This is a genomic window from Methylobacterium sp. CM6244, from assembly GCF_054817885.1.
The window spans coordinates 2,515,110-2,532,404 of the sequence record NZ_CM139247.1; the positions used below are offsets into that span (position 1 = coordinate 2,515,110).

General features: G+C 65.1%; 19 protein-coding genes. 8 read left to right on the top strand and 11 right to left on the bottom strand.

The window, feature by feature from the left end; translation table 11 throughout:
* Window positions 1-24: 24 nt before the first annotated feature.
* Entirely contained in the window at window positions 25-1,062 is a 1,038-nt protein-coding gene (locus tag ACYQML_RS11600; RefSeq protein ID WP_461235585.1) for an aldose epimerase family protein, read from the bottom strand.
* A gap of 56 nt (window positions 1,063-1,118) precedes the next feature.
* Window positions 1,119-2,897 (bottom strand): ABC transporter ATP-binding protein, encoded by a 1,779-nt coding sequence (locus tag ACYQML_RS11605; protein WP_461235711.1) that lies wholly within the window; start codon window positions 2,895-2,897, stop codon window positions 1,119-1,121.
* A gap of 197 nt (window positions 2,898-3,094) precedes the next feature.
* Between ACYQML_RS11605 and ACYQML_RS11610 the strand changes: the two genes are divergently transcribed.
* Window positions 3,095-4,012 carry a metal ABC transporter substrate-binding protein gene (locus ACYQML_RS11610; protein ID WP_461235586.1) on the top strand — a complete coding sequence of 306 codons (918 nt, stop codon included), beginning with the start codon at window positions 3,095-3,097 and terminating at the stop codon, window positions 4,010-4,012.
* 30 nt (window positions 4,013-4,042) lie between these two features.
* Here the strand turns inward: ACYQML_RS11610 and ACYQML_RS11615 are convergent, their stop codons facing one another.
* The 3 genes from ACYQML_RS11615 to pgsA are packed head-to-tail and all read right to left on the bottom strand — an operon-like array spanning window position 4,043 to window position 5,390.
* On the bottom strand, window positions 4,043-4,471 hold the full coding sequence (locus ACYQML_RS11615; protein ID WP_056429793.1) for a GNAT family acetyltransferase: 429 nt from the start codon (window positions 4,469-4,471) through the stop codon (window positions 4,043-4,045).
* Between the two features lie 36 nt (window positions 4,472-4,507).
* Window positions 4,508-4,759 (bottom strand): molybdopterin converting factor subunit 1, encoded by a 252-nt coding sequence (gene moaD / locus ACYQML_RS11620; RefSeq protein WP_056430470.1) that lies wholly within the window; start codon window positions 4,757-4,759, stop codon window positions 4,508-4,510.
* 31 nt (window positions 4,760-4,790) lie between these two features.
* On the bottom strand, window positions 4,791-5,390 hold the full coding sequence (gene pgsA, locus ACYQML_RS11625; RefSeq protein ID WP_419951554.1) for a CDP-diacylglycerol--glycerol-3-phosphate 3-phosphatidyltransferase: 600 nt from the start codon (window positions 5,388-5,390) through the stop codon (window positions 4,791-4,793).
* Window positions 5,391-5,553: 163 nt separating this feature from the next.
* On the opposite strand from pgsA, the gene ACYQML_RS11630 reads away from it, so the two are divergent.
* Both ACYQML_RS11630 and ACYQML_RS11635 read left to right on the top strand, forming a co-directional pair.
* Entirely contained in the window at window positions 5,554-5,838 is a 285-nt protein-coding gene (locus ACYQML_RS11630; protein WP_461235587.1) for a ribbon-helix-helix domain-containing protein, read from the top strand.
* Window positions 5,831-6,169: a type II toxin-antitoxin system RelE/ParE family toxin gene (locus ACYQML_RS11635; RefSeq protein ID WP_461235588.1), complete on the top strand. Its 339-nt coding sequence runs from the start codon at window positions 5,831-5,833 to the stop codon at window positions 6,167-6,169. The genes ACYQML_RS11630 and ACYQML_RS11635 overlap by 8 nt, the downstream gene beginning before the upstream one ends.
* Window positions 6,170-6,187: 18 nt before the next feature.
* On the opposite strand, the gene uvrC is transcribed toward ACYQML_RS11635, so the two are convergent.
* The gene (uvrC, locus tag ACYQML_RS11640) at window positions 6,188-8,242 is read right to left on the bottom strand and encodes an excinuclease ABC subunit UvrC (protein WP_461235589.1); all 2,055 of its coding nucleotides are present in this window, start codon (window positions 8,240-8,242) and stop codon (window positions 6,188-6,190) included.
* An 81-nt stretch (window positions 8,243-8,323) separates the two neighbouring features.
* On the bottom strand, window positions 8,324-9,055 hold the full coding sequence (locus ACYQML_RS11645; protein WP_207413573.1) for a chemotaxis protein: 732 nt from the start codon (window positions 9,053-9,055) through the stop codon (window positions 8,324-8,326).
* A gap of 333 nt (window positions 9,056-9,388) precedes the next feature.
* Between ACYQML_RS11645 and ACYQML_RS11650 the strand changes: the two genes are divergently transcribed.
* Window positions 9,389-10,174: a L,D-transpeptidase gene (locus tag ACYQML_RS11650; protein ID WP_311275428.1), complete on the top strand. Its 786-nt coding sequence runs from the start codon at window positions 9,389-9,391 to the stop codon at window positions 10,172-10,174.
* A 100-nt stretch (window positions 10,175-10,274) separates the two neighbouring features.
* On the opposite strand, the gene ACYQML_RS11655 is transcribed toward ACYQML_RS11650, so the two are convergent.
* The 3 genes from ACYQML_RS11655 to pgeF all read right to left on the bottom strand — a co-directional run bounded on the left by ACYQML_RS11655 (window position 10,275) and on the right by pgeF (window position 13,132).
* Window positions 10,275-11,000, bottom strand: a complete 726-nt coding sequence (locus ACYQML_RS11655) for a DUF2076 domain-containing protein (protein ID WP_461235590.1) — start codon at window positions 10,998-11,000, stop codon at window positions 10,275-10,277.
* Window positions 11,001-11,269: 269 nt separating this feature from the next.
* Window positions 11,270-12,091 carry an outer membrane protein gene (locus tag ACYQML_RS11660; RefSeq protein ID WP_056429813.1) on the bottom strand — a complete coding sequence of 274 codons (822 nt, stop codon included), beginning with the start codon at window positions 12,089-12,091 and terminating at the stop codon, window positions 11,270-11,272.
* A gap of 270 nt (window positions 12,092-12,361) precedes the next feature.
* The gene (pgeF, locus tag ACYQML_RS11665) at window positions 12,362-13,132 is read right to left on the bottom strand and encodes a peptidoglycan editing factor PgeF (RefSeq protein ID WP_461235591.1); all 771 of its coding nucleotides are present in this window, start codon (window positions 13,130-13,132) and stop codon (window positions 12,362-12,364) included.
* A 295-nt stretch (window positions 13,133-13,427) separates the two neighbouring features.
* Here pgeF and ACYQML_RS11670 point away from each other — a divergent pair, with 295 nt between their 5' ends.
* Together ACYQML_RS11670 and ACYQML_RS11675 are read left to right on the top strand one after the other, a co-directional pair.
* Window positions 13,428-14,027 carry a hypothetical protein gene (locus ACYQML_RS11670; RefSeq protein ID WP_461235592.1) on the top strand — a complete coding sequence of 200 codons (600 nt, stop codon included), beginning with the start codon at window positions 13,428-13,430 and terminating at the stop codon, window positions 14,025-14,027.
* Between the two features lie 342 nt (window positions 14,028-14,369).
* Window positions 14,370-14,831, top strand: coding sequence for a hypothetical protein (locus tag ACYQML_RS11675; RefSeq protein WP_461235593.1), 462 nt, complete (start codon window positions 14,370-14,372; stop codon window positions 14,829-14,831).
* Here ACYQML_RS11675 and ACYQML_RS11680 read toward each other — a convergent pair.
* Entirely contained in the window at window positions 14,823-15,416 is a 594-nt protein-coding gene (locus ACYQML_RS11680) for a hypothetical protein (RefSeq protein WP_461235594.1), read from the bottom strand. The genes ACYQML_RS11675 and ACYQML_RS11680 overlap by 9 nt on opposite strands.
* 556 nt (window positions 15,417-15,972) lie before the next feature.
* Between ACYQML_RS11680 and ACYQML_RS11685 the strand changes: the two genes are divergently transcribed.
* Both ACYQML_RS11685 and ACYQML_RS11690 read left to right on the top strand, forming a co-directional pair.
* Window positions 15,973-16,998, top strand: coding sequence for a Rieske 2Fe-2S domain-containing protein (locus ACYQML_RS11685; RefSeq protein WP_461235712.1), 1,026 nt, complete (start codon window positions 15,973-15,975; stop codon window positions 16,996-16,998).
* 97 nt (window positions 16,999-17,095) lie between these two features.
* Window positions 17,096-17,266, top strand: coding sequence for a hypothetical protein (locus tag ACYQML_RS11690; RefSeq protein WP_461235595.1), 171 nt, complete (start codon window positions 17,096-17,098; stop codon window positions 17,264-17,266).
* The last annotated feature ends 29 nt before the right edge of the window (window positions 17,267-17,295 follow it).

Genomic DNA, 17,295 nt, shown 5'->3' on the forward strand with positions numbered 1-17,295 from the left:
CTTTGGGCGATGAGGGGCGGTGTGTCAGTCCGCGCTGAAACGATAGGTCGTCGTCGCGGTGAAGACCTCGCCAGGGCGGAGCGTCGTGGAGGGAAACTCCGCCCGGTTCGGCGCGTCGGGAAACCCCTGCGCCTCGAAACAGACCGCGTCGCCGGATCGGTACAGCCGCCCGCCGGACCCGATCACCGTGCCGTCGAGCATGTTGGCGGTGTAGAGTTGCAGGCCCGGCTGGGTGGTGGCGACGTCGAGCCGTCTCCCGCTCGACGGATCGACGGAAGACGCCGCATGCCGGAGGGAGCCGGGTTCGCGCAGCACGAAAGTGTGGTCGTAGCCGTGGGCCAGAGCGAGCTGCGAATCCCCGTCGCGGATGCGTGAGCCCAGGGCTTCGGGCTCGCGGAAATCGAAGGCGGTGCCGGCCACGGGTCTGATCTCGCCCGTGGGGATCTGTTCGGCATCGGTGGGGAGGTAATGGTCCGCCGCGATGGCGACCCGATGTTGCATCACGTCGCCGGAGCCCTCGCCGGAGAGGTTGAAATAGCTGTGGTTGGTGAGGTTAAGGATGGTCGGCCGGTCGGTCCAGGCCGTGTAGTCGATCCGCAGGGTCTGGTCGTCGCTGAGGGAGTAAGCGACTTCCACATCGAGATTGCCGGGGAAACCCTCTTCGCCGTCGATTGAGCGATAGCCGAGAACCACGGTCGTCTCGTCCGCCTGGATCACCCGCCAGACGCGACGGTCGAACCCATTCGTCCCGCCATGCATGGTGTTGCCACCGACATTGCGCGGCAATTGGTATTCGTGTCCGTCGAGGCTGAAGCGTCCCTTGGCGATGCGGTTGGCGTAGCGTCCGATGATGGCGCCGAAATGCGCGTCGCTGGCCTCGTAGCCCGCGACGTCACGCGCACCGAGGAGGACATTGGTCCAGGCTCCCTCGCGGTCGGGCGTATCGATCCGGCTGACCACGCCGCCATAATCGAGGATATCGACCCGCAGGCGAGATCGGGCGAGCCTGTATCGAGTGACGGGGCTCCCATCCTTCGTCCGTCCGAAGGGCTGTCCTGCCATGCCGGCATCCGTTTCACGCGCGAGGATTCGTGACGCTTCAACGCACGGAATGCGGATCAGGGGGCGGCGGGCTCTTCCGCATCTCCGGACAATTGCATGCGATGCAGACGGGCATAGCCACCCTGCGAGGCCATCAGGGCGTCATGCGTCCCCGTCTCGATGATGCGGCCGGCCTCCATCACCACGATCATGTCGGCATCGCGCACGGTGGAGAGGCGGTGCGCGATGACGAGGGTGGTCCGCCCCTGCATCAGGCGCAGCAGCGCGCCCTGGACCAGCCGCTCGGATTCGGAATCGAGGGCACTCGTCGCCTCATCCAGAAGCAGGATCGGCGCATCCTTGAGGAAGGCGCGGGCCAGGGAGATGCGCTGGCGTTCGCCACCGGACAGGCGCCCGCCGGAGGGCCCGACGCGGAACTCGTAACCCTCCGTCAGCCGGGTGATGAATCCATGCGCTGCGGCGGCCTCCGCAGCGGCCTCGATCTCGGCGCGGGTCGCACCGGGGCGGCCGAACCCGATATTGGCCGCGATGGTATCGTCGAACAGCACCACGTCCTGGGAGACCACTGCCACGGCCGCGCGCAGGGATGGGATCGTCACGTCGCGCAGATCCGCGCCATCGATGAGAACGCGGCCCCCCGTCACGTCGTACAGTCGGGGCACGAGGTTCAGCAGAGACGACTTGCCGGAGCCGGAACGGCCGACCAGGGCGACGGTGGCGCCTGCAGGAACGGTGAGGTCGATGCCCTCCAGCGCCGGCGCATCCTCGCGATATCGGAAGCGGACCTCCTCGAAGCGGATCTCGCCGCCGGTGATGACCAGCGGCACGGCATCGGGCTTTTCACGAATGCGCGGTGCTTCGTCCATCAGGGCGAAGTAGCGATGGAGCGCCGCGCCGGCTTCCTGAAGGATGGCGTTGAGGGTGCCCAAAGCGCGGGCGGGCTGCGCGGCCAGGAGCAGGGCCGCCACGTAACCGGTGAAATCGCCCACCGTGCGATCACCGGACATGACGCGCTGGCCCACCAGGACCAGCACCGCCGCCACGGCGAAGCCCCCGCCGATCTCCATCAACGGGTCGAGGCGTCCCCGCGCATTGGCCGCCTTCATCTTCAAGCGGCGGACGGTATCGAACGCGCCCGAGGCACGGCCCTTCAGGTAGGATTCCAGCGCGTAGGTCTTGGCGATGCGCGCGCCCTGCAGGCTCTCGGTGATGAGGCTGGCGGTGAGGCCCATCTGCTCCTGCGTGGTGGTGGAGACCCGCCTCAGCTTCTTGCCGATGCGGCCGATGGGGCCGGCGACGAAGGGCACGACCACGCCGGCCACGAGGGTGAGCACCGGGTCCATCCAGAGTAGCGCGACGACGAGGGCGATCAGCATCGCGAGGTCGCGCAGCAGCACCGTGGAGATGCGGGTCAGCGCCTCTTTGATGAAGGCGAAATCCGTGGTGAAGCGCTGGGTGAACGCCGCCGGGCTCTCGCGGCCGAGCTGGGCGAGGTCGGAATCGATGAGGTGGCCGTAGAGCGCCGCCTGCATGTCGGCTTCGACCCGCGTGACGACCCGATTGGTCAGCACCGTCTGCCCGAACAGGGCGAAGCCCCGGATCGAGGTGATGGCGATGACGATGAGCGGTCCGTAGGTGAGGGCCGACGGGTCCTTTTGGTCGAACGCGTCGAACGCCCCCTTGATCAGGGCGGGATATAAACCCGTCGCCGCTCCGATGATGGCGATGAGCACCAGCACCACGGCGAGGGTGCCCCGATGCGGCCGCAGCCATTCGCGCCAGACCCGGCCGAGGAGGGGGAGGGTCTCACCCCTCAGAAGCGGCCGACGGGCCATGCTCATCCGTTGTCTGTCGCACGGGGGCTCCCGGCTCTCGGTCGGGGGTTTGCCGGTCGGAGACCGGAAGATCAAGCAAGGCCATCGGGCTTGGCAATGTGATAGTGTTACATTACACGGCGCGACGGATCATCTGGTCTGCCCGGTTCAGGGAGCCGATGCGAAGGACGACGGGTATGCGATCGAGACGTCACGCCATGAAGACGGGCCTTTCGGCGTGGGTCGGTATCGCCCTCGCTCTCACGGCCTTCGGCGGGAATGCGGATGCCGCCGAGCCGCTGAAGGCGGTGGCGACCTTCTCGATCCTCGGCGACCTGGTGAAGCAGGTGGGTGGCGACCGCGTCGAGGTCTCGACCCTCGTCGGCCCCGATGCCGACGCACATGGCTACAACCCGGCCCCCGGGGACGCGCGCAAACTCACCGCCGCCAATCTCGTCGTGGTCAACGGCCTCGGCCTGGAAGGCTGGCTCGACAGACTGATCAAGGCCTCCGGGACGAAGGCGCCCGTCATCGTCGCGACCAAGGGCGTGAAGCCCATCGAGGGTGACGACGACCATGGCGGAGGGCATGCGGGACACGCGCATCATGACGATCCCCATGCCTGGCAGAGCATCGCCAATGTGCGGATCTACATCGGCAACATCAGCGACGGGCTCTCGACGATCGATCCCGAACACGCCGCCGACTACGCAGCCAACGCGAAGGCCTATCTGACGACCCTGGCGGGTTTGGAGACCGACATCCGCGCGGCCATCGCGGCGATTCCCCCCGAACATCGCAAGATCATCACCACGCACGATGCGTTCGGCTATTTTACCGCCGCCTACGGCCTCGACTTCATCGCCCCGCAGGGCGTCTCCACCGACAGCGAGGCGAGCCCGAAGGATGTGGCCCGCATCATCCGGCAGATCCGGCGCGACAAGATCCCGGCCGTCTTCCTCGAGAACGTGGCCGATCCCCGCCTGATGCAGCAGATTTCGCGGGAGAGCGGAGCCATTGTGGGCGGCAAGGTCTATTCCGACGCCCTGTCCGGTCCCGATGGTCCGGCGGCCACCTACTTGGCCATGATGCGCAGCAATATCGCCGCCTTCAGCGCGGCTCTCGGCAAGAAGTGAGTGCCCGGCGGGGTTTTGGGCTGGAGCCACTCACCCCGCCGTCTCGCCGATGACTTTCTGCAGACAGATCGTCCGGGTGTCCCGGTAGCCGAGATGTTCGTAGAAGTGGCGGATCGCTTCGTTCTCTTCGCGCACGAGAAGCTGAACCTTCCAGACGCCACGCGCGGACAGCCACCGCTCGGCTGCTTCCATGATCGCCCTGCCCAGGCCGAGGTCGCGATACCGCGGGTCGACGGCGACGTAATAGAGCCATCCCCGGTGACCGTCCTCGCCCACCATGGCGGTGGCGGCGACGGCCCCCTCGCGCTCGACGACCAGGATGGTCGAGTGCGGATCGCGGCGGGCGAAGGCGATGTCCTTGCCCGCATCGTTCCACGGCCGAGAGATTCCGGCTGCGAGCCATAGGGCCGCGACGCCATCGAAATCGGCGTCCTGGAATTCACGGATCACGGGCGTCATCACGTGAGGGTCTCCTCGCAGACGATTTGAGGCGGCTCAGCCGCCCGTCATCGGCGGGAAGAACGCGATCTCGGTGGCCCCGGCGATGGGCGCATCCGGCTTGGCATGGACGCGGTCGATGGCCGCCCGCACGATGCCGGCATTCTCGAACGCGTAGGCATATTCCTCGCCCCTGCCACTCAACCAGGCCACGAGGTCGGCGACCGTCTCGGTCCCGGCGGGCGGGGTCACGACCTCTTCGGCCTTGCCGATGCGTTCGCGCACCCAGGCGAAATAGACGAGCTTCATGGTCTGCCCTTCCGGCTGTGGCATCGGCGGGTCAGCGCGGATCGTCCATCACGTGCCGGATGCCGGCTCTCATATAATCGTAGCCCGTGTAGAGCGTCAGGGCCGCGGCGATCCAGAGCAGGGCCTCTCCGGCGATGACGGTATGGGGGAGGATCGTCTCCCCCGCCTTTCCGGCCACAAGGAAGCCGATCGCCACGAGTTGAAGGGTGGTCTTCCATTTGGCGACGCGGCTGACCGGTACGCTGACCTTCAACTCCGCCAGATATTCGCGCAGGCCCGAGACGAGGATCTCGCGGCACAGGATGACGATGGCCGCCCACAGGCTCCAGTCATGGATCGTCTTGTCGGCCACCAGCATCAGCAGACAGGCGGCGACGAGCAGCTTGTCGGCGATCGGATCGAGCATGCGCCCCAGGGCCGAGCTCTGATCGTAGGTCCGGGCGACGTAGCCATCGAGATAATCGGTGATGGCGGCCGCGATGAAGACGCCGAGAGCCGCGAACCGTGCCGCATGCTCGTCCGGCCAGTACAGCAGCGCCACGACGACGGGGACGGCGACGAGCCGCCCGTAGGTCAGGCAATTCGCCAGCGTCCAGGCCGGTGACCGGCGTCGGAGAGGAAGGACAGTCATCGACGCGGTGAAACCATGGGCGGGGGGGAGGGGTCAACCACGATGATGCAAACGGACAAGCTGCTTCGATAGCGCCTAGGCCGTCGCGCTGGGCCCATCGCAACCGAATGTGCCGAGCCGGATTTTGTGCTACCAATGCGCTGAGGGAATAGAGTGCTCACGCATGTCGTCCGCAGACACGATCAGCATCACCATGACGCCCGATCTCCATCAGGCGGTACGTGAAAGCATCGAGGCAGGTGAGTATTCATCGACCAACGAGGTCATGCGTGATGCGCTGCGACTATGGCAGCGGCAACGGCTCGAAGAAGCGGAGCGCTTGACCGAGATACGGGCTCGTGTTCGCCGCTCACTTGGTGACGCCCGGCAGGATCTGACGGCGATGGAAGCGGACCTTCACCTCGCACGCCTGTTCGCCGGCGAGGGCGTCAAGACCTCGGGTGCGTAGACTCCCGGTCTTCTTCCGGCCGGATGCGTTGGTCGACCTTGGCGACATTTTTCGCTTCGTTCGCGAAGCGAGTGGAAGCGTCTCGGTCGCCGCGTCGTTCGTACGACGCATCAAGTCCCGATGTGATCGAATCGGAGATGCGCCTCGTGCCGGTCGACCACGCGACGACCTCGTATCCGGCCTTCGCACGGTACCATTCGAGCGTTCCGCCGTGATCGCTTATCTGGTCGAGGACGACAGGGTCCAGATCACCAACATCTTCAATGGCGGGAAGGATTACGAGGCTCTGTATCGCCGGTCAGACGACGACCCCGGCACCGAACCCACCTGACGCAGGCGTTTATGAGCCTCAGCCTCCGGCATGGAAGAAATCATACACCGCACGTGCCGTGGCTGCGTTGACGCCGGGCGTGGTCGCCAGATCCTCCAGGGAGGCCCGCTGGATCGCCTTCACCGTCCCGAAATGGTGAAGCAGGGCGCGCTTGCGGGTCGGGCCTATGCCGGCGATCTCGTCGAGGGGGTTCTTGATCATCTCGCGCTTGCGCTTGGCCCTATGCGTGCCGATGGCGAAGCGATGGGCCTCGTCCCGCAGGCGCTGGACGAAGTAGAGGGTCGGATCGCGCGGCGGCAGCTTGAACGGGGCCTTTCCGGGCACGAAGAAGGTCTCGCGTCCGGCATCGCGATCGCGACCCTTCGCGATGCCCACGAGGGCGACATCGGTGACTCCGAGTTCCTCCAGCGCTGTGCGGGCGGCTTCGAGCTGGCCCTTGCCACCGTCGATGAGGACGAGATCCGGCCAGGCCGGCATGGTCTCGCTGTCCGATTCGGGAACCGGCTCGGCCGCACCGCCTTCGCTCGCTGAGATCGCCGCCTCGTTGGCGGTACGCGGGTTTTCCTTCACGAGACGCTTGAAGCGGCGCTGGAGCACCTCCTTCATCATCCCGAAATCGTCGCCCGGCGTCAGTTCCTCCGACTTGATGTTGAAGGTGCGGTAATGCGTCTTCGCAAAACCCGACGGGCCGGCGACGATCATGCCCCCGACCGCGTTCGTGCCCATGATGTGTGAGTTGTCGTAAACCTCGATGCGGCGGGGTGGGGCGGGCAATCCGAACGATTGCCCGAGCGCCACGAGCAACTTGCCCTGCGAGGCGGTGTCCGCGAGCCTGCGGGCCAGGGCCTCCTTGGCGTTGCGCTGGGCATATTCCACCAGGGCCTTGCGCTCGCCGCGCTGAGGCTGATGGACTTCCACCCTGTTCTCGGCGCGGCTCGACAGGGCGGCTGCCATCAGCTCCGCATCCTCGATTGCATGGGAGACGAGGACGATCCGGGGGGCCGGCTTGTCGTCGTAGAACTGGCTGATGAAGGAGGCGAGCACCTCGTCCGGCATCATGCTGCGATCGGCCTTCGGGAAATAGGCGCGGTTGCCCCAGTTCTGGAAGTTCCGGAAGAAGAACACCTCGATGCAGAACTGGCCGGCCTGTTCGTCGAGGGCGAACACATCCGCCTCCTCGATGCCCTGGGTGTTGACGCCCTGGGTCCCCTGGATCGCCGAGAGCGCGGTGATCCTGTCCCGGAAGCGGGCGGCACGCTCGAATTCGAGCTTCTCGGAGGCGTCCTGCATCTCCTCGCGCATACGGTCCTTCACCGCGTTGGACTTGCCCGCGAGGAAGCTCTTCGCATTCTCGGCGAGCGCCTGATATTCCGGCAGGCCGATCTCCCCGGTGCAGGGGCCCGAGCAGCGCTTGATCTGGTAGAGCAGGCAGGGCCGCGTGCGGTTCTCGTAATAGCTGTCGGTGCAGGTGCGCAGCAGGAAGGCGCGCTGGAGCGCGTTGACCGTGCGGTTCACAGCCCAGACGGTGGCGAACGGGCCGTAATAGCTGCCCTTGCGCCGCCGTGCGCCGCGGTGCTTGACGATCTGCGGCGCCTCGGAATCGGCCGTGACCAGGATGTAGGGAAACGATTTGTCGTCCCGCATCAGCACGTTGAAGCGGGGCTTCAACTGCTTGATGAGGTTGGCCTCGAGCAGCAGCGCCTCGGTCTCGGTGGCCGTGGTGACGAATTCCATCGCCGCCGTCTGCGAGATCATCCGGGCGATGCGATTGGAATGGGCCTGACCCCTCGCATAGGAGCCGACTCGGGCCTTCAGGTTCTTTGCCTTGCCGACGTAGAGGACATCACCCTTCTCGTCGAACATGCGGTAGACGCCCGGTCCCGACGGCAGCGTCGTCCAGAACCGGCGGATGATCTCCGTGCCGGCTTTGACAGCGCCTTCCTCGAAATCGAAATCGATTTCCGGTCCGTCGTCGATACGTTCCGGGGTCTCGTCCGCGTCCTCACGCTCGTCGAACGAATCCGGCGGCAGGTCTCGTTGGGAAGACAGGTCTTTCGCGGGCTGGCGGCTCATGCCCGAGACTTAAGCGCCGGGGATTCGAGAGGGAAGGGGCTCCCGGTCTCGCCGACCCGGGAAGGTCGGCGCATGCGCGTCTTAATCGAACAGCGCGTCGATATCGCCCTGGTCCACATGGCCCGGATCGCTGTCGAGCTTGGGTCCGTTGAGGAGGGAGCTCTCGTCGTCGATGCTGGGGCCCTGGGGCACGACGCCGAGGATCTCGCTGAACGAGTTGAGGCCGCCCCAGGCCTCGATCATGCGGTCGAGATGTTCCTCGATGAACTTGAGCACACCCACGATCTTGTTGATGCGCTGGCCGGTCAGGTCCTGGAAGTTGCAGGCCTCGTAGGCGACGATCACCCGCTCGAGGATCATGTCGATGTTTTCGCCGCCGGCGGCCTGCCGCATGGCCCGCAGCGCACCGGCATTCGTCTCGATCTCTTCCAGGGCGCCGAGGATCGTGCTCGTCGCCAGCTCGGTGGATTCCACCACCGCGTCGAGTTCTCCCGCGACCCGCTTCATTCCCTTCCCGGTATTCTCCGAGTGGTAGAGCGTCGCGATCTCCTTCTTCGTCCGGGTGATCGCATCTTTCATCACGTCGAGTTCGGAGCGCATCGCGAAGGCCTCGTTGAGCTCCTTCCGGCAGGCTTCGATGGTCTCGACCGTGCTCGTCTGCGTGACACGGCGAAGCTCCTGGATCGCCGAGAGGATCTCATCGAGCTTCACGTCGTCGGAGCCGGAACGCTCCTTGGCGTGCGCGACCTCCACGACGGGTCGCACGCTTGCCAAACCGAGGCTGTCTTCGATGCGGTAGCGCTTCATGTTCATCGGGGATGATCAGCCGGCAGGAGTAACTGGGTCAGCGACAGGGCAGCATGGACCGGGCGCCGTCATCCTGGTGAACGACGCGAATCCCGATCCGAGAAGCCTTCGAGCCACCATGCGACAAAGTCGTTGCCATTTCTTCAACACAGAGAACGGCCGATGCACTTTTACAAACAATTCATGCTGTTCTTTGAAGCTAGCAGTAGAGCAGCGGTGACCTGAACGATTCACCACGTTTTTTCACCCGATTCTCGTCCCATCCGGCCAGCTTGAGCGCGAGGTTCGTGTTGGTCCGGAGTATCGCGCGTGTTGAAGCGTCTCGAATTGTGCGTCGCTATGGCCTGCCTGTCCGCCACGGTGGCGGGAGGGGCCGCACAAGCCCAGGTTCCCTCCGGCCAATACGGCGGGGGCTTCATCGAATTCCTGGTGACGGGTCATGGAACGCCGCCGCGCGCCCGGCGTCCCGGCCTCGCGGATGACGGCGTGCTTCCACGACATCCGGCGGCCCAGGGTTACGGTGGCGAGCCGATGCCGCGCGTGCTCCATTCGGGCGATCGCATCCCCGATCCCGATCTCTACCAGGCCCCCGTTCGCACGCGGCTCGCTGCCTTGCCGTCACAAGCTCTGCCTGCTCAAGCCGATCCCGAAAGACAAATCGCGGGAATCGAGCGCGCGCCCGACGCGCGCTTTGCCCGCCAGGTCGTCTCGTTCGATGGCCGGCAGAAGCCCGGCTCCATCGTCATCGATACCCAGACGAAGTTTCTCTATCTCGTCCAGCCAGGCGGTCAGGCCATCCGGTACGGTATCGGTGTCGGTCGGCCGGGTTTTGCCTGGTCGGGAATGAAGACGATCAGCCAGAAGCGCGAATGGCCGGATTGGACGCCCCCGGCGGAGATGCTCCAGCGTCGCCCCGACCTGCCGCGCCACATGGCCGGCGGCCCGGCCAACCCTCTGGGTGCGCGGGCGCTCTATCTCGGCTCGTCCCTCTATCGCATCCACGGCACCAACGAGCCGCACACGATCGGGCAATCCGTCTCGTCGGGCTGCATCCGGATGATGAACGAGGATGTCATCGACCTGTATGAACGGACCCCCGTGGGAACGCGGGTCGAAGTCCTCTAACGGCCTCCGGGCCGCTCACGAGAAAGGCCCGGCGCGTCTCCACGCACCGGGCCTTTCTTGTCATGGGGCCATCACGCGCGGTGATGGATGTGGCTGTCGCTCACACCCAGTCGTCGTCGCCGCCGCCACCCAGGTCGCCGCCGAAATCCCCGCCCGGATCGCTGTCGAACGACGCGTCCTGGAAGTCGTTGCCGCCGCCGAGGGCCGAACCGAGATCTTCGTTACCGGCCGCCGCGCCCGCAGAGGGAAGTCCTGCCGCCGCCGCGCTGCCGAGAGCCGAATGACCGCCCGCGAAGGCGTTGGACAAGGCGCTGCCGAGCAGCATGCCGCCGGCCGCGCCGGCCGCCATCGGAAGGGCCGTCGCCATGAAGCCGCCGCCGCGAGCGGGTGCCGCCTGCTGGCCGGCCCATGGGCCACCCTGCTGCGGTCCGCCATAACCCGGCTGCTGGCCGTAACCGGGCTGCTGCCCATAGCCCGGCTGCTGACCATATCCCTGCTGAGGTCCGCCCTGGCCGCCCCACGGTTGACCGGTCGGGCGCTGGGGCTCCGGCTGGCGAGACCCGCCGCCGAAGATGCTCGACAGGAAGCCGCCGCCGCCGCCCTGCGGCTGCTGTGCCGCCTGACGCGCCTGCTCGAGCTGCTCGTTCAAGCTCTTGATCGCCTCTTCCTGCACATAGATCAGCTGCGCCATCGCATAGGGCGCGTAGGGCTGAGCGCGGAGCTTGTCCGCGATGAAGCGCTCGGCATCGGCGTCGCGGGGCTGGCTCGCGGCCTGCTCCAGACGCTGGAAAATGCCGCCGATGACCTCGCGTTCTTCGCTATTCATGGGGTCGTCCTCCTGAGAGAAGCCTGCGGGCCATGCCGCCCCGGCGCCTCCGAGATGGGGTGGCGCCACTGGCTTTGTCAGGGGGTCAACGCGAACTTCGCCGTTGCGGATGCACGGGAGCTCCGGTTCGGAGCATGAAATTTCGGAAAGGTGACGGTGCCGGAGTTACGCGTCTTCGTCACGCAACAAAAAGAGCCCGGCCTTTCGGCCGAGCTCCTTCTGAGAGACCTCGTGCTCCGCCATGAGGCGGAGCGTTGGTTCTGTAAGGCCTAGTACGAGCCGAACTTGTAGTTCAGGCCGGCGCGGACCACGGCGAACTCGGCTTCGCGAGCCGAAGGGCTGAGCGAAAGCACGTTCGTGGTGGGGTTGTAGACGGAGCGGTTGCCGCGGCCGTCCTGCTCGAGGTTCACGTACAGGCCTTCGACCTTCAGCGTCACAGCGGACGACTTGAAGAAGTTGAAGAAGGAGTCCGTGGGGAGAGCGTACTCGATACCACCACCAGCGGTGTAGCCGGTGCGGAAATCGTCGGAGCCGGTGCCGCCGTCGCCGTAAGCGAAGCCGCCGGTGCCGTACACGAGGGTGCGGTCGAAGGCGTAACCGATGCGGCCGCGGACGGTGCCGAAGAAGTTCATCTCGTTGCCGGGGAGGCGAACGGCGGTGGTGCCGTTGAGGCCGCCGACGACCGGGCTGAACGTGCCGTTCACGGTGCGGGTCTTGTTGCCGAAATCGGTGTACTGGGCGTCAGCTTCGATACCGACGACCACACCCGAACCCGGGGTGAACTGGTAGTTGTAGCCGACCTGACCACCGCCGACGAAGCCTTCGAGGTCGTTGCTGCTGTTCGCGTTGAACACCCGGTTGACCGGGCCGCCGTTCAGCACGGAGCCGGCCGGCAGGTTGTAACGGTCGCTGTTGCTGCCAGCGTCGAAGCCGTAACCGGCGTTGATACCGAAGTAGGCGCCCGTCCAGGTGAAGACCGGCACGGGAACGAACACCGGCGGAGCGGCGCGGCGCGGCAGATCGGCAGCGAAAGCGGAGCCGGCGATGACAATGCCGGCAAGGGCGGTGGTGCCGCGAAGGAAGGATTTCATGGACTGGTCCTCTACTCGTTAGCGCGGCCGCTTTTTTTCGGAGCGGTCCTGCGCAGTTCCCCGTCTATATCTCAGCATCCCTCAGGAAGCTGTTGCATCGCAACCACGCCGCGTGTGTTGAACACGGCCCCTTTGTGGCGGCGACCACCTCGCTGGAGGTCGTGCACTCCGAAAACTCAGATGAACGGCCAAGGTTCAACTACGGCCACGCTTTTTTTGCATCCATTTCATGACAAGATGTCGCACCGAGGGAACGTATGACGGCGGCCGCTATGCAGCGAGGCTGATCGCGGAGATCAGGCGGCCGTAATCCGCCTCGCCCCGATGGGTCGTACGGCGATAGCTATAGAAGCGCTCCGCATCCGCGTAGGTGCAGAGGCCCAGGACCGATGCCTTCTCGATACCGGCCTCACCCAGGCGACGGGCGATGAAGCCCGGCAGATCGAACTGGGCATGCCCCTCGCGCGCGCCTTCCGAGAAGTGGACATCGGAACCCGGAACCTCCGCGGAAAAGCGACTGCGGAAATCGTCCCCGACTTCATAGGCGGATTGAGAGATCGTCGGGCCGAGCACGGCGACGATGTCGCTCCGCTCCGATCCGAGGCGCACCATGGCGTCGACGGTGGCAGCGATCACACCGGTCAACGCCCCCTTCCATCCCGCATGGGCGGCGCCGACGACGCGTCCGACCGGATCGGCGAAGAGGATCGGGCCGCAATCGGCCGTGGCGATGCCGAGGGCCAAGTTCGGCACCCGCGTCACCATGGCGTCGGCGCGGGGACGTTCGGCGAGGGCCATCGGGCCTTCGATCACGGCGACCTCGGCCGAATGGACCTGATACAGGCTGACGAGGTGGCTCGCCGGCACCCCGAGATGCTCGGCCATGCGACGGCGGTTCTCGACGACGAGGGACGGCTCGTCCTGGGAGCCGAGGCCGCCATTGAGGCCGGCATAGAATCCGTCCGAGACGCCGCCAAGACGGGTGAAGAAGGCGTGCCTGATCCCGGGCTGGCCCGCGAGGCTGGGGGCTTCGATATGCATGCGCCGTGTCCGTCCTTCGGAGAATGTCGGCCACCCTATAGCACCGGCTCCCGCCGGAGAGGGGAGTGGCTTGGTGGTACTGGCGGATTGCGCCCGGTCAGGGCCAGTCGCCGGGGGCCCGATGACGCAGGTTCCATCCCGGGCGATCCACGCCGTGCAAAGACGACCCGAGGACGTCCGCCTCAATGTAAAAGCCTCGGATTTTCCGCGTTTCGGGACAGCTAATTTTCCTTAACTTTTACGGTTCGTTAAGCATGGTTTGATCCAATGCTCCTCACACATGAGGACGCGAGCGATGTCGGAACCAGCCCGTCACAACCAGGCACAGGAAGTAAATGGGCGTCCGGCACCCGGACCCCTGCGGGATTGGCTGGCGGCCATGAAGGCCGCCACCACCGCACAGGAACAGGCGGCGGTCGCGTCGCAGCATGCCGAGCCGCACAGGCCGGCGGCTGACAAGGTCGCGCTGTTCGAGAGGCCGGCCGCGGTCGAGAAGCCCGAGCCGCAGGCTCAGTCCTGGTCGCCCCGGGTCGTCCCGCCGCCCGCTCAAGCCGAACCGGCAGAGGACGATCTCTCGGAACTCATGGCCGAGAATCTCATGCTCAAGGCCAAGCTCCAGGTCGAGGGCGACCGGTACGACCAGCTCCAAGGGGTTCTCGCCCAGGAGCTACGCCGCCTGCGCTTCCATGTGGAGAAGGAAATGGCCGAACTTCATGAGTTGCGCGCCGAGCGCGACCGTCTCAGCGAATTGCAGGCCCTTTTGATCGAGGAACTCGACGAGGCGCGCATGCGCTCCGAGAGAGAGGCAGCTGAACTCGCCGAGGCCTGCTCCGACCGCGATCTCTGGATGGCCCGTGCGGAGGCGCTGGCGCAGCCTCTCTTCCAGAAGCGCTGAACGATCCAACCGCCAACACCCAAACGACGAAGGGCCGCCCCATGAGGGCGGCCCTTCCATTGCCGAACCACTTATCCGTTCGGCCGAACCCGATGAGGGGTCCTCTAACGCGCTAGGCGTGCGCGCCGGAGGCGACGTTCCAGGTCCGGTTAGCCGAGGTAAGCGGCTGATTTAGGCAATGAGACACTGGATCACCTCCTTTCGTTCGTTGCGAGAACCCCAAGCTAATCACGGATCCGCAGCTTGAAAAGCCCCGATGCGGTGGGCGCGGCGCCTCGCCGCTGGGGGGCTTCCGACCGCCCGCGCATGCTCCGTGAGAGCAACCCTCGAGGGATGCGGCGGATGCCCGCGCGGCGCGATGCCGTTGATGCTAGCGGTTCGAATCACACCGATTGTGATCGCGTCACGATGGAGCATTTTTACGACACGATTTCCATGGTGGTGAAGGCTTCGTTGCTGGCCATAGGCTTTCGGGCAATGATGTCCATCGACGGCAAAATGGCGAAGGGATCCGGTTTCACGTCGGGCTTCGATTACCTGCGTATCGGCCTGTTGCTCTCCGTGCTCCTCTGGCCACTCCTATTCCGTGGCGAATGTCGACGAGCCGGTCGAGATGTTCTGGAGCGGTCCCGCCCGCGCACTTCCCGCTGCCATCCGGAGTTCCACGCGTACTCCCTCAATATCGTCAACTTATCCATGAAACTCTGCCGAGGGGCATCGGCGGCAATCGGCAGAATTGATCTCCTTCTGAACTCGCATTCAGCAATGCGAGCGCCCAATGCTCAGTCTTCCAGACTAGGCTAGAACATCGACCGTACCGCCTTTCAAAGGCATCAGAGAGGCATCGAATTTCAACGTGTCTAAAGACTGCGGCATAGTTCGCAGCTTCTCGAGAACGGTGTCTTTTTCCCGGTTCTGGTCGGATCCACTAAAATTCCGGATAAGCGCGTCGCTTGAAGAGAGAGTTTCCTCGTTCCAACCAAGCGCTTCGCGAACAGTGGCGCTAAGCGCCGGATAGAGGGCCCTGACAGCCATAGCCGATGCGCGCGGATTCCCCTCGAAAGGCGCCAAGGTAGCCCACATGCGTACAGCCAATTCTGCTTTCGCTGTCAGGCTTTCATCATCGCTGAAGCCACCACCTGCTGATACGGCGGCCAGTTCTTCGTCATTCAGAGACGATACGTCGAGGTGCCGGCCGCCATGCGCGGTATCCGCGACAATGTTTGTTCCTTGCGTTACTGCCTTGGCATAATCCGCATCAAGTTTGGCGCGAGCAGATTGCGCGGTCGTCTGAGTTGGCGAGACTGTGCCGACCGACTGATTCGAGCCCTCCGCTTGACTGCTGCGGGCTTGAGGCGACGTCACGGCGGCCTGTTTCGGGTCGGCCACGGCAAAGCCCGTCCGCGTCGCGGAAGAAGAGCTGTATATTGTCGATCCAATCATCGCAGCGTCTCAATATGGATCACCAGACTACATAAATGAAATGATGGAGATTAAAAAATTGTTAAAACGATGGAACGATCGTAACAAATGACCGTTATTTATTTTGTGCTACATTTAGTTTTGCCAGCGGCGGTTTCCTGCATGTCCACATCCCGCGACAGCTCCTTCAGGAATTGATGGCTCGTCGCTTCCCTGTGCCGAAGACCGGCACCAGGAGCGGGCTAGATCTCCGTCGGCGAGCGGGACGGCGCACAATTCCGATCATGTGGGGACCACGGTCCCGGCTGGCCTTTTCCGCTTATGGTCACCGCCGCCACCGAAGCGTAAGACGGGGCGCCCTTCGCCACGCGTCGGCCGATATCCGAACGGATCGGGCGTCGCCGGAGGCGAGACCGATACAGGACTATCGCAGCCCGTCATGCTCTCATCCCTGCCGACCCAGGCAAAGGCCGATACGGCGACGCATTCGGCGATCGACGACGCGGCACTCGACCCGGACGCCATGCGCCAGCCGCTGCCCGACGCCTTCTACTGCGTCGGCCGCTCCGACACGCTGAAAGCCGGCACCTTGCGGGCGGTCGAACTCAACGGCGAGCAGATCGTGCTCGGCCGCGACAAGGCCGGAGCCGCCTTCGCCATGCGCGACCGCTGCCCGCACCGGGGCATGGCCCTGTCGAAGGGACGTTTCGACGGCGATGCGATGACCTGCCCGTTCCATGGCTGGCGCTTCGGCACGGACGGACGCTGCCGCGACGTACCGACCCTCTCCTCCGCCGATGCGGCGGATTTCACGCGGATCACGGTCCAGCGCTTCCCCATTCGCGAGAGCGCCGGCTTCGTCTGGGTGAATCCCTTCCTGGGTGCGCCGGGCGGTGACCTGCCGCCCCTACCGGAGCTCGGCTTCGAGGCGGCGGGCTCCCTCGTGGTCGAACTCGTGGTCGAGGCCTCGTTCGACCTCACCACATTGAGCCTCGTCGACCCCGGCCACGTGGCCTTCGTCCACGATTCCTGGTGGTTCCGGCCGTCGAAGGAATTACGAGAGAAGGTGAAGACGTTCACGCCGACGCCGCACGGTTTCACCATGTCGAGTCATTCCACGACGACGAGTTCGCCGGTCTACAAGTTGCTGGGCGGTGTACCGGAGGTCGAGATCGAGTTTCGCCTGCCGGGCGTGCGGCTGGAGCGGATCGAGGCCGGAGCCAAGCGGGTGGCCAATTACACATTCGCGACGCCGCTCACGCACAATCGCACCCTGCTGACGAACGCCCTCTATTGGAACATGCCGCTCCTCAACCTGCTGAAGCCGCTTGCGCGGCCGCTCATGCGGCAGTTCCTGACGCAGGACCAGCAGGTGCTCCAGCACGCCCAGGCCGGCCTCGACCGGAAGCCGACCATGGTGCTGTTCGGCCAGAGCGATCTCCCTTCGCAATGGTACTTCCGTCTCAAGCGGGAAGCCCTTCAGGCGGCGCGCGAGACGCGGCCCTTCCGCAACCCGCTGGTTCAGCAGGAATTGCGCTGGCGGTCCTGAAACTTTTCCGTCAGCCGCCCCGTAGCTGCTCCTTTCAGGCCGATGCCTTCTGGAAGGGACGGAACCGTTGCCGCATTACGTCGTTCGCCGCAGCCGCATGGGACGATTCAATTTCACGCTCATCGGCGTGCATGGGCGGATCACCGGCGTGGTCGCCATTCCCACCGAGAACAAGACCCGCGAGGAGGTCGAGGTTGAGGCTCATCGCAAGATCCGCGCGCTCGCTGGTGAACTGGTCGCCGTGATGCCGAAGGAGTGCGAAGCCTGACGCACGCGTCTTGATTGCCCGGCGGCCAC

Coding starts and splice junctions, on each gene's coding strand:
- ACYQML_RS11600 (WP_461235585.1), bottom strand. CDS start 1,062: ATGGCAGGACAGCCCTTCGGACGGACGAAGGATGGGAGCCCCGTCACT.
- ACYQML_RS11605 (WP_461235711.1), bottom strand. CDS start 2,897: ATGGCCCGTCGGCCGCTTCTGAGGGGTGAGACCCTCCCCCTCCTCGGC.
- ACYQML_RS11610 (WP_461235586.1), top strand. CDS start 3,095: ATGAAGACGGGCCTTTCGGCGTGGGTCGGTATCGCCCTCGCTCTCACG.
- ACYQML_RS11615 (WP_056429793.1), bottom strand. CDS start 4,471: ATGACGCCCGTGATCCGTGAATTCCAGGACGCCGATTTCGATGGCGTC.
- moaD (WP_056430470.1), bottom strand. CDS start 4,759: ATGAAGCTCGTCTATTTCGCCTGGGTGCGCGAACGCATCGGCAAGGCC.
- pgsA (WP_419951554.1), bottom strand. CDS start 5,390: ATGACTGTCCTTCCTCTCCGACGCCGGTCACCGGCCTGGACGCTGGCG.
- ACYQML_RS11630 (WP_461235587.1), top strand. CDS start 5,554: ATGTCGTCCGCAGACACGATCAGCATCACCATGACGCCCGATCTCCAT.
- uvrC (WP_461235589.1), bottom strand. CDS start 8,242: ATGAGCCGCCAGCCCGCGAAAGACCTGTCTTCCCAACGAGACCTGCCG.
- ACYQML_RS11645 (WP_207413573.1), bottom strand. CDS start 9,055: ATGAACATGAAGCGCTACCGCATCGAAGACAGCCTCGGTTTGGCAAGC.
- ACYQML_RS11650 (WP_311275428.1), top strand. CDS start 9,389: ATGGCCTGCCTGTCCGCCACGGTGGCGGGAGGGGCCGCACAAGCCCAG.
- ACYQML_RS11655 (WP_461235590.1), bottom strand. CDS start 11,000: ATGAATAGCGAAGAACGCGAGGTCATCGGCGGCATTTTCCAGCGTCTG.
- ACYQML_RS11660 (WP_056429813.1), bottom strand. CDS start 12,091: ATGAAATCCTTCCTTCGCGGCACCACCGCCCTTGCCGGCATTGTCATC.
- pgeF (WP_461235591.1), bottom strand. CDS start 13,132: ATGCATATCGAAGCCCCCAGCCTCGCGGGCCAGCCCGGGATCAGGCAC.
- ACYQML_RS11670 (WP_461235592.1), top strand. CDS start 13,428: ATGTCGGAACCAGCCCGTCACAACCAGGCACAGGAAGTAAATGGGCGT.
- ACYQML_RS11675 (WP_461235593.1), top strand. CDS start 14,370: ATGCCCGCGCGGCGCGATGCCGTTGATGCTAGCGGTTCGAATCACACC.
- ACYQML_RS11685 (WP_461235712.1), top strand. CDS start 15,973: ATGCGCCAGCCGCTGCCCGACGCCTTCTACTGCGTCGGCCGCTCCGAC.
- ACYQML_RS11690 (WP_461235595.1), top strand. CDS start 17,096: ATGGGACGATTCAATTTCACGCTCATCGGCGTGCATGGGCGGATCACC.